Genomic DNA, 11,885 nt, shown 5'->3' on the forward strand with positions numbered 1-11,885 from the left:
GACAAGCCTCCGGGCATGGCCATTGCCGCTAGATGAGGGGCACGCCGTCGTAGCGGTACGGCGGCTGGGCGCCGGCGCGGGTGCAGGTGTCGGCCGCGATCTCCACGGCGTACGACAGCAGCCGGGCAAGCGTGTCGGCGCCGAGATGGTCGACGCCTTCGCGGCTGAGTCGGCCGGTGTGGTGCAGATGGGCGAGCACTCCGGCGGTGAAGGCGTCGCCCGCTCCGACCGTGTCGACGACCTGGACCGACGGGGCCGGCACATGGACCCGGGCGTCGCGGCCGACGGCCCAGGCGCCCCGGGAGCCGAACGTGATCAGCACGAGTCCCGCCCCGGAGGCGAGCCAGCGTTCGGCCACCGCCTCGTAGGGCTCACCGGGGTGGAGCCAGGCCAGGTCCTCATCGCTCGCCTTCACCACGTCGGCGAGCGCCACCCACTCGGCGAACCGCCTGAGATAGGTGGCGCGGTCGGTGACCAGGCCCGACCGCACGTTCGGGTCGAGGGACACCAGTCGCCGCCCCGCCTCCCGGCGAATCAGTCCGTCGAGCGTGGAGGCCAGGGGTTCGAGCAGCAGGCCCAGCGACCCGAGGTGCAGAGCCGTCCCCGCAGGTAGCGTGCCGCCGTCCGGGAGAGCGGCGAGGTGTTCAGGGAGCAGGCCGCGGTCGGCGGTGCCGTTCGCGTGGAAGGAGTAGGCGGCCGACCCGTCCTCGCGCAGATGCACGGCGGCGAGGGTGGTGGGGTCGGCCGTGGGCAGCGTATGGGTGAGCCGGGTGCCGGAGGCCGCTAGGTGCGCGCGCAGGAGATCGCCGAAGTGGTCGTCGGAGATGCGCGCGAGCAGTGCCGTGGGGACTCGGAGTCGGCCGAGACCGGCGGCGACGTTGAGGCACGAGCCGCCCGGGCGCGGCTGGAACGCCGCGGCACCGTCGGCCGTTCGGGCGGGGGTGAGGTCCACCAGCGCGTCGCCGGCGACGACGACGGCGGGCTGATCCGTGGGTTCCGGTCTGGTGCTCATGTGGGTTCCTCGGGGACGGCGGCGACAGGCCGAGAGCTCGGCTGGGCTGTATGGCGGGGCTGTTCGATGGAGGCTCGTAGCCCCTTCAGGGAGCGCTTGACGATAAGTCCGCAGAGTTTTTCTCGCAAGATGTGTTAACAACGGCGCAGTCTCCTGCTAATAATTCGGCCATCGAAACGCGCCCGACTCCCCAAGGACGCATCCATACCCCTGCTCGACCCGCCGCGCCTCAGTCGAGGTCCCGGCGAACCCGCACGAGAGGCCCCCCGTCACATGGCATCGACCAGATATGCCCTCATAGCCGGCGCCGCCGCCACCGCCCTGCTCGCCACAGCCTGTTCCGGAGCCGGAGCCGGCGGGTCCTCGGGCGGAGGGAAGAGCATCAACGTCCTGATGGTCGGCAACCCGCAGATGGAGGACATCGCGAAGCTGACCAAGGACAACTTCACCAAGGACACCGGGATCAAGGTCAACTTCACGATCCTTCCCGAGAACGAGCTGCGCGACAAAGTCACCCAGGACATCGCCACCCAGGCCGGCCAGTACGACGTCGCCACCATCGGCGCCTACGAGGTGCCGATCTGGGAGAAGAACGGCTGGCTGCACGACCTGGGCTCCTACGCCGACAAGGACAAGGGCTTCGACAAGGCCGACCTGCTCAAGCCGATGGTCCAGTCGCTCACCGGCTCGGACGGCAAGCTCTACGCCCTGCCGTTCTACGGCGAGTCCTCCATGCTCATGTACAACAAGGCCGTCATGGAGGCGAAGGGCATCACGGTGCCCGAACGGCCGACCTGGCAGCAGATCGCCGACATCGCGGCCGAGGTCGACGGCGCCGAGCCCGGCATGAAGGGCATCTGCCTGCGCGGTCTGGCCGGCTGGGGCGAGCTGGGGGCGCCGCTGACGTCCATGGTCAACACCTTCGGCGGCACCTGGTTCACCAAGGACTGGAAGGCGCAGGTCAACAGCGGCGGCTTCAAGGAGGCCACGAAGTTCTACGTCGACCTGGTCCGCGAGCACGGTGAAGCCGGCGCCCCGCAGGCCGGGTTCACCGAGTGCCTGAACGCGCTGAGCCAGAAGAAGGTCGCCATGTGGTACGACGCGACCAGCGCGGCCGGGTCGCTGGAGGACCCCGCCTCCAGCAAGATCGCCGGCAACGTCGGCTACGCCTACGCGCCGACCGTCAAGACGGACAGCAGCGGCTGGCTGTGGGCCTGGTCGTGGGCCATGCCCAAGACCACGAAGAACGCCGACGCCGCCTCGCAGTTCATGCTGTGGGCCTCCAGCAAGAAGTACGAGAACCTCGTCGGCGAGAAGCTCGGCTGGGCGCGCGTCCCGGCCGGCAAGCGGGCCAGCACGTACGAGATCCCGGAGTACAAGAAGGCCGCCGCGTCGTTCGGTGACATCACCCTGAAGTCCATCGAGGGCGCCGACCCGGCCAACCCGGGCGTCCAGCCCCGGCCGACCGTGGGCATCCAGTACGTGGCCATCCCCGAGTTCCAGGACCTGGGCACCAAGGTGACCCAGGAGATCTCCGCCGCGATCGCCGGCAAGACCAGCGTGGACAAGGCCCTCGACGACGGCCAGAAGCTGGCCGAGGACGTCGCCAAGACCTACCAGAAGTGACCTTCAGCGCCCGGCCGGCCTCATGCCGGCCGGGCGCCGCTCCCCGCGACCCCGGCCTTCACCGGCAGAGGAACCATTCATGACCACGCTCACCGCACCCCCCAAGACAGCACCCCCATCCGTCCGCACCCGGAAGTCCTCGGGCGCGGCGGCCCAGTGGAAGCGTCGCATCCCACTGCTGCCCGCGCTGATCTTCACCATCGTCGTCACGCAGCTGCCCTTCGTGGCCACGTTGATCATCTCCCCCTTCCAGTGGAACATCCTCAAGCCGGGCGAGAGGCACTTCGTCGGTCTGTCCAACTTCTCGTTCGTCTTCACAGACGAGCGGCTGCGCACAGCCGTGCTCAACACCGTCGTGCTCACCGCGTCCGTGGTGGTCATCAGCGTGATCCTCGGACTCGGTCTGGCGATGCTCCTCGACCGCCGGTTCGCCGGCCGCGGGCTGGCCCGCACCCTGCTCATCGCCCCGTTCCTGGTCATGCCGGTCGCGGCGGCGCTCCTGTGGAAGCACGCCATCTACAACCCCGACTACGGCCTGCTCAACGGCACCCTCAACGCCGTCTACAGGTTCTTCGGCGCGGACAACGGCCCCACGGTCGACTGGATCTCGTCCTACCCGATGCCCGCCGTCGTGATCTCGCTGGTCTGGCAGTGGACCCCGTTCATGATGCTGATCCTCCTGGCCGGCCTGCAGGCACAGCCCGGTGACGTCCTCGAGGCGGCACGCATGGACGGCGCCTCCGCGCTCCAGACCTTCCGCCACATCACGCTGCCGCACCTGCGCCAGTACATCGAACTGGGCGTTCTGCTCGGCACGATCTACGTCGTGCAGACCTTCGACGCGGTCTTCACCATCACCCAGGGCGGCCCCGGCTCCCAGACCACCAACCTGCCCTACGAGATCTACCTGACCATGTTCCGCAAGTACGAGTACGGCGAGGCAGCCGCCGCCGGTGTCGTCGTCGTCCTCGGCGCGTTCGTCATCGCGACCTTCGCGCTGCGCACCATCGCGTCGCTGTTCCGCGAGGAGACATCCCGATGACCCATGCAGCAGTCGCCGCGCCCGGAGCGAGGCTCACCAAGCTCTTCCGCCGCAAGCCGGACCAGGGCGGTGAGCCCCGGCTCTCACCCCTGTGGACCTTCGTCGCCTGGCTCGCCACCCTGGCGTTCTTCGCGCCGGTGGCCTGGATGGTCCTCACCTCCTTCCACCAGGAGGCCGACGCGGCCACCAACCCGCCCACCCCCTTCGCCGCTGTCACCTTCGACCAGTACACACTCCTGTTCAGCCGGGACATCACCCCCTTCCTCCTCAACTCGGCCATGGCCAGCATCCTTTCCACGATCCTGGTCCTCGCCCTGGCGGTGCCGGCGGCCTACGCGCTGTCCATCAAGCCGGTCGAGAAGTGGACCGACGTGATGTTCTTCTTCCTGTCCACCAAGTTCCTCCCCGCCATCGCGGCCCTGCTGCCGGTGTACCTGATCGTCAAGGACGCCGGGATGCTGGACAACGTGTGGACGCTGGTCATCCTCTACACCGCCATGAACCTGCCGATCGCGGTATGGATGATGCGCTCCTTCCTCGCCGAGGTCCCCAAGGAGATCCTGGAGGCGGCCGAGGTCGACGGCGCGGGCCTGCTCACCGTGCTGTGGCGGGTCGTCGCACCGGTCGCCATGCCCGGACTCGCCGCCACCTCGCTGATCTGCTTCATCTTCAGCTGGAACGAGTTCATGTTCGCCGTGAACCTCACCGCCACGCAGGCGTCCACCGCGCCGGTGTTCCTGGTCGGCTTCATCACCAACGAGGGCCTGTTCCTGGCCCGGCTGTGCGCGGCGGCCACCCTGGTCTCACTGCCCGTCCTCATCGCCGGTTTCGCCGCCCAGGACAAGCTGGTCCGCGGCCTGTCCCTGGGAGCGGTGAAGTGAGAGCGGCCGTCATCACCCAGCCCGGCAGTATCGAGATCGCCACCGTCGACGACCCCGCTCCCGGTCCGCGCGAAGTCGTCGTCGAGGTCGCGGCCACCGGACTGTGCGGCACGGATCTGCACATCCTCCAGGGGGAGTTCGCCCCGAAGCTGCCCATCGTCCCCGGCCACGAGTTCGCCGGGGAGGTCGTGGCCCTCGGTGGCGAGGTCACCGAACTCGCGCTCGGCGATCGAGTCGCCGTGGACCCGTCGCTGTACTGCTTCGCGTGCCACTACTGCCGCCTCGGCCACAACAACCTCTGCGAACGCTGGGCCGCCATCGGCGTCACCCATCCGGGCGCCGCCGCCGAGTACGCCGTGGCGCCCGTCGCCAACTGCGTACGACTGCCCGACCATGTGGACGCCCAGGACGCGGCCCTGATCGAGCCCCTGTCCTGCGCGGTGCGTGGCTACGACGTCCTGCGCAGCCGCCTCGCCTCTCGGGTGCTCGTCTACGGCGCCGGAACCATGGGCCTGATGATGCTCCAGCTCGCCAAGGCCACCGGCGCCGCGAGCGTCGACGTCGTCGACATCAACGCCGAACGCCTGGCCACGGCATGGCAGTTGGGCTGCTCCGCCGGTGCCGCGTCCGCCGATGAGCTCGACCGGCCGCCCTACGGATGGGATCTGGTCATCGACGCCACCGGCAACGCGAAAGCCATTCAGGACGCCCTCGGCCGGGTGGGCAAAGGCGGCACGTACCTGCAGTTCGGGGTCGCCGACCATGTCACCCGGGCCACCATCGAGCCGTACAAGATCTACAACCAGGAGATCACGATCACCGGCTCCATGGCGGTCCTGCACAGCTTCGAACGCGCGGTGGACCTCTTCGCCACCGGTGTCATCGACCCGCGCGTCTTCATCAGTGACCGCCTCCCGCTGGCGGCGTTCCCGGACGCGGTCACCCGCTTCCAGGCGGGCATCGGCCGCAAGATCCAGATCCAGCCCGGCCTCGCCACCGCGTGAACGCCCGAACCGAACGGAAACCCCCCATGACCGAGCAGATCCGCCGCGTTCTCGTCCGATCCCTCGACGACATCACCCTCGAGGAAGTGCCGGTCCCCGTCCCCGGGGTCGACGAACTCCTCATACGCACCACGGTCGTCGGCGTATGCGGCTCCGACACCCATGCCGCGGCCGGCCACCACCCCTTCGTCGACCTGCCCTACCGTCCCGGACACGAGGCGGTGGGCATCGTCGCCGCGGCAGGAAAGGGAGCCGAGGACTTCGTCCCCGGAGACCGGGTGATCATCGAGCCCAACCTGTACTGCGGCCGGTGCCCCCAGTGCCGCTCCGGCCGCTACAACATCTGCCAGGAGCTGAAGGTCTTCGGCTGCCAGACGCCCGGCGCCATGGCCGATCTGTTCACCATCCCGGCCGACCGTGTCCACCGCGTCCCCGACGGTATGACGGACATCGAGGCCGCCCTGGTCGAGCCCCTGGCCACCCCGGTGCACGCCGTGGCGAAGGCCGGTGACCTCACCGGACGCGCGGTCGTCGTGCTCGGCGCCGGGCCGATCGGTCTGCTCGTCCTCGCTGCCGCCCGGCACGCGGGCGCCGCGAAGATCGCGGTCACCGACCTGTTGCCGGGCAAGCGGGACCGCGCCCTGCGTCTCGGAGCCGACACGGCCCTGCCCGCCGACGCCGCCGACCTCGCCGACCAGGCCCACGCGGCGCTCGGCGGACCGGCCGACGTGGTCTTCGACTGCGTGGCGCGCGAACAGTCCATCGCCCAGGCCACCGACCTGGTCACCAAAGGCGGCACGATCATCGTCGTCGGCGTCGGCGCCGCCGGCACCACCCCGGTCCGCCTCGACCTGATCCAGGACCGGGAGATCCGCGTCGAGGGCACCCTGATGTACACCGGCGACGACTACCGCACCGCGATGTCCCTGATCACTTCCGGCGCCATCGACACCGCCGAGATCGTCACCGCCACCTACCCGCTGGAGGACGCCGCCAAGGCGTTCGCCGCATCAGTCGACCCCGAGCAGGTCAAGGTGCTGGTCACGGTGGACGGACCGTAGCCCACGGCCACGCGAGCAGAGACGCGGAGATGGACACGGACACGCAGGTCGTACGCCGCCGCCGCACGAGCGGCCCGAGTCCCGCGAGCCGGACGGGCCCCGACCCGCACCGGCCCGTGTGGGAAACTGCGAGACCGGAGCGAGCGGGAAGGAGGGGCGCCGTGACCGGCCGTACGCGACTGTCCCAGGCGGCCGTCGAGGAGCGGCGCCAGGCCGTGCTGCGGTACGTCGCCGATCATGGCGAGACCCGCATCGACGACCTGGCCCGGCACTTCGACGTCAGCCTGATGACGATGCACCGGGACCTGGACGACCTCACCGGGCGGCATCTGCTGCGCAAGGAGCGCGGGCGGGCTGTGGCGTTCCCCGCCCTCACCATGGAGACGGCCACCCGCTTCCGTGAGAACAGCGCCCTCGCGGCCAAGAACGCGCTGTGCGCGGCCGTCGCCGGCCGGATCAGACCGGGCAGCACGGTGCTCATGGAGGACTCGACCACCTTGTTCCCCCTGGTCCCGGCGCTGGCCGAGGTGGATCAGCTGCACGTCGTCACCAACTCGGTCGGCCTCGCGCAGCGCCTCGGGTCCGCCGCCCCCGCGGTGAACGTCACCCTGCTGGGCGGCCGCTACCGCGGCGACTTCAACTCCTGCACCGGCCCCACCGTCACCCGCGCCCTGTCCCAGATCCGGGCAGACCTCGCCCTGATGTCCGCCACCGCCGTCCTGGAAGGACGCCTCTTCCACCCCCTGAACGACTACGTCGAGGTGAAGCTGGCCATGCTCGCCTCCGCCGAACAGGCGCTGCTCCTGGTGGACCACTCGAAGTTCGGCAAGACCGCCACGTACGCGTACGGCACCGTGGCCGACTACCACACCGTCATCACCGACACCGGCACCCCCGGCACGGAACTCGCGGCCATACGCGACCTCGAAGTCCCCGTCGAGACGGTCGAACCCGAAGAGCCTTCCCTGTGATCCACACCCTGTTCGAAACACCGAGCGCCTACCGCCCCAGCGACGCCGAGATGGCCGCGCCGGTGCCCCCGGTCCAGGCCGTCCTGTTCGACTTCAGCAACACCATCTTCCAGATGATCGACCTGGACACGTGGCTGCGCCGGGTCGGCTCCGCGGCCGGCCGCCCGGCCGTGCTGGACGAGCCCGGCGCAGTGGCCGGGATCTCCGACCAGTTGCGCGCCGCCTTCCGGCTGCCCTCCGTCGTAGCCCTCCAGGAAGGCCGTGATCTCTCTTCCGCACAGCACCGCCGCGCCATGTGGGGATGGTGGGGGCAGGTGGACTTTCTGCGTGGCGCGGAGGAGATGGCCTACCGGGAACTCACCGCTCCGGACGCCTGGGTTCCCTATCCCGACACCGAACCGGTCCTGCGTGCCCTGCGCCGGCGCGGACTGCGCGTCGGCATCGTCAGCGACTTCGCCTGGGACCTGCGCATCCACCTCGCCCACCACGGGCTGGACGCGTTGATCGACACCTGCGTCATCTCCTACGAACAGGGCCGCGAAAAGCCCGACCCGCAGCTGTTCCTCAAAGCCTGCGCCGACCTCGGCGCGGACCCCCGCGCCACCCTCATGGTCGGCGACAACCCGGTCCGCGACGGCGGCGCGGCCGCCTGCGGTCTGCGCACCTACATCCTGCCGGCGGAACACCGCACCGGGGAGCGCGGCCTGACGGACGTGCAACGGCTTGTGGTCTGACCGTGGTGGTCCCTGGGGCGTACGGGAATCCGCCGCGACGGATCGCCTCCGTGTGAGCGAGCCCGCGTCGCGTACGTCCATGAGTTCGCGCAGTGGGGTACCAGAGTGGGCCGCACCTGCCCGGGCCGTCCCGGGGAGCCCGGAAACCCACGGCGCCCGGGCAGAATTCCGCCCACACCCCCTCGGGGTCGTCGGCCTCCTCCAGGACCAGACCGAACAGGGCACTTCGGAAGCGTGCGGAGGGGGCGATCGCGATGTCCTGGCTCCGGCGCTCCGGCGCTCCGGCGCTCCGGCGCTCCGGCAGCCCGGCCAACCAGTCGGCCGGCAGACGCCGGGCTGTTGTTATGGCCTTCCCGGCGGAGGCCGCGGAGTGGTGCGGCGCCTGCGTGGCCGCCGCGTGCGGTGGCCCACTGATTGATGCGCTTCAATGAAGTCGACGGCGAAGACGCACACGCTCTCTGCGGGCCGTCACATTACCGTACAGCGGTTTCCCTGATCAGACCTGCTTCCGCTGCGGTTCCGCCTGCGCCGGTTGGTTCACCCTGGTCGGCGGGCGCTCGCCGGGGTCGTAGCGGAGATCAGCTCGGAGCAGTGCTGTGACCTGCTGTTGTCGACGAGCGCGGCCGCCCTGGGAGCCTGGCTGGACGTAAGGACTTGGAACGCTTCAACGCGCGTCATGTATTCTGCGGCTTGTCCGCGACAGCCTGGTCACTGTGAGTGCCGTGCGGTCCGGGGTTGATTGAATCCGGAGGTCGAGGAGCGCTGTGACAACCGCCCGTCCGCGAGCACAGGGGCATGCCGGTCCGAGCATGCAGGACGTCGCCGACGCCGCGGGCGTCTCGGTCGGCACCGTCTCCAACGTCCTCAACCATCCGTCGAAGGTGAGCCCGGCGACGGCGCAACGCGTCCGCGAAGCCATCGGCCGACTGGGTTTCGTGCGCAATGATGCTGCCCGGTCGCTGGTGTCGGGATCGACCAACAGCGTCGGCATGGTGCTCGCCGACATCGAGAACTCCCTGTTCATCGACATGGCCCACGGTGCGCAGGACGCCGCCCGCGCGGCCGGCCAGAACCTGCTGCTGGCGAACACGGCGTGCGACATGACGCTTCAGGACGACTACCTGGACCTCTTCGACGAGTCCCGGGTCACCGGCGTGCTGCTGGCTCCGATGGAGGACTCCTCGGCCGGCATCGCCCGCATCCGTTCGCACGGGCGCCAGGTCGTGCTCCTCAACTACGCTCCGAAGCCGGGCACCTGTTGTTCGGTGCTGGTCAACAACGAGCACGTCGGATATCTGGCAGCCCGCCATCTCATCGACACCGGGCGCACGCGACTGGCCTATGTGGTGGCGCACGACGACTACCAGCCCGTGCGCGACAGGCGCAGGGGAGTGCGTGCGGCGGTCGAGGAGGCGGGACCGGGCGTCAGCCTGGAGGAGATCGACAGCGTCGGCCTGACCGCGTCCCACGGACATGTGGTCGGGCAGGATCTCGCGCGGCGAGCCCCCGGAGAGTTGCCGGACGGCCTGATCGCCGTCACCGATGAGTTGGCCAACGCCATCATCCATGAGCTGCACACCGTGGCGGGGATCCGCGTGCCCGACCGCATCGCGGTCGTCGGCTGCGAGAACAACCGCACGGCCGGCGCCGCGGCTGTACCGCTGACCGCGGTGGACATGCCGGGCCGGACGATGGGGCAGGAAGCGATCCGGCTGCTGATGGACGAGGTGGCTTCGGGCAGCCGGCACCGTCATGCCACCGTCGTGCTGGAGCCCGAGCTGATCGTCCGCGCCAGCGCACCGAGCTGACGTCCGCGCCGGCGCACCGAGCTGATCGTCCGCGCCGCGCTGACAGGCCGCGCCAAGCGCTCCGCTGGTAGTGCCGGGATGCGCTGTCGGCCCTCCGCGCCACCATCGTGACCGGCCGGGCAGTTCCCCGCGCCCTCCAGAGCGCTTGAGCGCTGTCGAAGCGCAGCGGACTCCGCCTGACCTGCGCGCCCGTCCGCACCTCTGTCCGTCCGCATCAGCCTGCCGCGCTGACCGGCAGTTCGTCACCTCGCGCGCGTGGCAGCCCCGTCGGCCGCCCGTCCCGGCGTCCCGCCGATGCGGTTCGGAAACATCCAGGACAGATCCTTGACACACGCAGAAACGGGTCATAGGTTCCCGGCATCCCTCCATTGAAGCGTTTCAACGCACTGCGCGCCGAGGAGCACCTGTGCACCAGACCCTCAGAACCCGCCGTATCGCCCTCCTGGCGACCGCTACCACCGCGAGCCTGCTGCTCAGCGCCTGCGGCGGAAGCGCCTCGGGCGGCGACGTCAAGGCGTTCACCCTCACCATCAACGACGACAACCACATCGTGCAGCAGCAGCTCACGGCCCTGGGCAAGGGCTCGTGCGCATCGCAGAACAAGGCTCTGCCGCTGAAGATCCAGACGCTGCCGATCGGCAACGTCGACCAGAAGGTGCAGCTTCTCGCCGGCCAGAACGCCCTGCCGGTGCAGTTCGCGGCGGGAGGCACACCACAGCTCACCAAGACCCTGGACGAGGCCGGGCAGATCCTCGACCTGGAGAAGACGCTCAAGGACCTCGGCGTCTGGAACGACATACAGCCGGCTGCCGTCCAGACCGTCGAGAACCTGTACGGCAAGTTCAACGTGATGCCCTACCAGTTCAACATCGAGGGCATCTGGTACAACAAGAAGCTCTTCGCCGACCACGACATCACCGTCCCGACGACGTACGACCAGTTGGTCGCGGCGGCGGCGAAGCTCAAGGGCGCCGGTGTCACCCCGTTCTCCGCGGACGGGAAGGACGGCTGGCCCCTCACCCGTCTGGTCAGCGGCTACATCTACCGCGCACTCGGCCCGGACGCCCTGCAGGCGGTGGCCGACGGCAAGGCCAAGCTGACGGACCCCGCCTACGTGAAGGCCGCCCAGGCCATCGCCGACCTGGGCAAGGCGGGCTACTTCGGCAAGGGCGTCGGATCGATCGACTACGACACGGCAGCGCAGCAGTTCCTGACCGGCAAGGCCGCGATGTACTACATGGGCAGCTGGGCGCTCGGCGACTTCAACGACCCGGCCAAGAACAAGATCGGTGCGGACAACGTCGGCTTCATGCCGTTCCCGGCCGTCGCGGGCGGCAAGGGCAGCGCGGACCAGATCCCGGCCAACGTCGGCCTCCCGGTCGCCGTCTCCGCGAAGTCCTACGACGCCAAGGTCGGCGACTGGCTCTCCTGCATCAGCAAGAACTACGGTGCCGCCTCGCTCAAGGACCAGGGCACCGTCTCCGGGTTCAAGCCGGGCGGCGACACCGGCACACTGCCTCCGCTCACCCAGACCGTCCAGGACACCATCACCAGGACCAAGACCAGCACCCTGTGGTTCGAGGCGCTCTTCAATACGAAGGCGACAGAGACCAGCCAGACGAACGCCGCGCCGCTCGTCAACGGATCCCTCTCGGCCAAGGACTTCATGCAGAAGATCCAGGCGGATCTCGACAACGGCTGACCCCTCCCACACCACCGTGATCCGCAGCAACCCCCCTTCGTGAG

General features: G+C 69.4%; 10 protein-coding genes. 9 read left to right on the top strand and 1 reads right to left on the bottom strand.

The window, feature by feature from the left end:
* Positions 1-28: 28 nt before the first annotated feature.
* On the bottom strand, positions 29-1,012 hold the full coding sequence (locus RM704_RS22940) for a carbohydrate kinase family protein (protein ID WP_052146313.1): 984 nt from the start codon (positions 1,010-1,012) through the stop codon (positions 29-31).
* Between the two features lie 273 nt (positions 1,013-1,285).
* On the opposite strand from RM704_RS22940, the gene RM704_RS22945 reads away from it, so the two are divergent.
* The 9 genes from RM704_RS22945 (at position 1,286) to RM704_RS22985 (ending at position 11,841) form a co-directional block, all read left to right on the top strand.
* Positions 1,286-2,638, top strand: coding sequence for an ABC transporter substrate-binding protein (locus RM704_RS22945; RefSeq protein WP_033530246.1), 1,353 nt, complete (start codon positions 1,286-1,288; stop codon positions 2,636-2,638).
* A gap of 79 nt (positions 2,639-2,717) precedes the next feature.
* A complete protein-coding gene (locus tag RM704_RS22950) occupies positions 2,718-3,680 on the top strand; it encodes a carbohydrate ABC transporter permease (RefSeq protein ID WP_033530247.1) in 963 nt (320 codons plus the stop codon).
* Positions 3,677-4,561, top strand: coding sequence for a carbohydrate ABC transporter permease (locus RM704_RS22955; protein ID WP_078937323.1), 885 nt, complete (start codon positions 3,677-3,679; stop codon positions 4,559-4,561). The genes RM704_RS22950 and RM704_RS22955 overlap by 4 nt, the downstream gene beginning before the upstream one ends.
* On the top strand, positions 4,558-5,565 hold the full coding sequence (locus RM704_RS22960) for a zinc-dependent alcohol dehydrogenase family protein (RefSeq protein ID WP_033530248.1): 1,008 nt from the start codon (positions 4,558-4,560) through the stop codon (positions 5,563-5,565). The genes RM704_RS22955 and RM704_RS22960 overlap by 4 nt, the downstream gene beginning before the upstream one ends.
* 26 nt (positions 5,566-5,591) lie before the next feature.
* Complete coding sequence (locus RM704_RS22965) at positions 5,592-6,626, top strand: zinc-dependent alcohol dehydrogenase (RefSeq protein ID WP_033530249.1); 1,035 nt, start codon at positions 5,592-5,594, stop codon at positions 6,624-6,626.
* Positions 6,627-6,787: 161 nt separating this feature from the next.
* Entirely contained in the window at positions 6,788-7,597 is an 810-nt protein-coding gene (locus RM704_RS22970; protein ID WP_033530250.1) for a DeoR/GlpR family DNA-binding transcription regulator, read from the top strand.
* A complete protein-coding gene (locus tag RM704_RS22975; RefSeq protein ID WP_052146314.1) occupies positions 7,594-8,331 on the top strand; it encodes an HAD family hydrolase in 738 nt (245 codons plus the stop codon). The genes RM704_RS22970 and RM704_RS22975 overlap by 4 nt, the downstream gene beginning before the upstream one ends.
* An 809-nt stretch (positions 8,332-9,140) precedes the next feature.
* The gene (locus tag RM704_RS22980) at positions 9,141-10,139 is read left to right on the top strand and encodes a LacI family DNA-binding transcriptional regulator (RefSeq protein WP_033530251.1); all 999 of its coding nucleotides are present in this window, start codon (positions 9,141-9,143) and stop codon (positions 10,137-10,139) included.
* Between the two features lie 406 nt (positions 10,140-10,545).
* Positions 10,546-11,841, top strand: a complete 1,296-nt coding sequence (locus tag RM704_RS22985; protein WP_033530252.1) for an ABC transporter substrate-binding protein — start codon at positions 10,546-10,548, stop codon at positions 11,839-11,841.
* Positions 11,842-11,885 lie beyond the last annotated feature (44 nt).

It is taken from the genome of Streptomyces gottesmaniae, from assembly GCF_031845845.1.
Classification (GTDB): Bacteria; Actinomycetota; Actinomycetes; order Streptomycetales; family Streptomycetaceae; genus Streptomyces; species Streptomyces akebiae.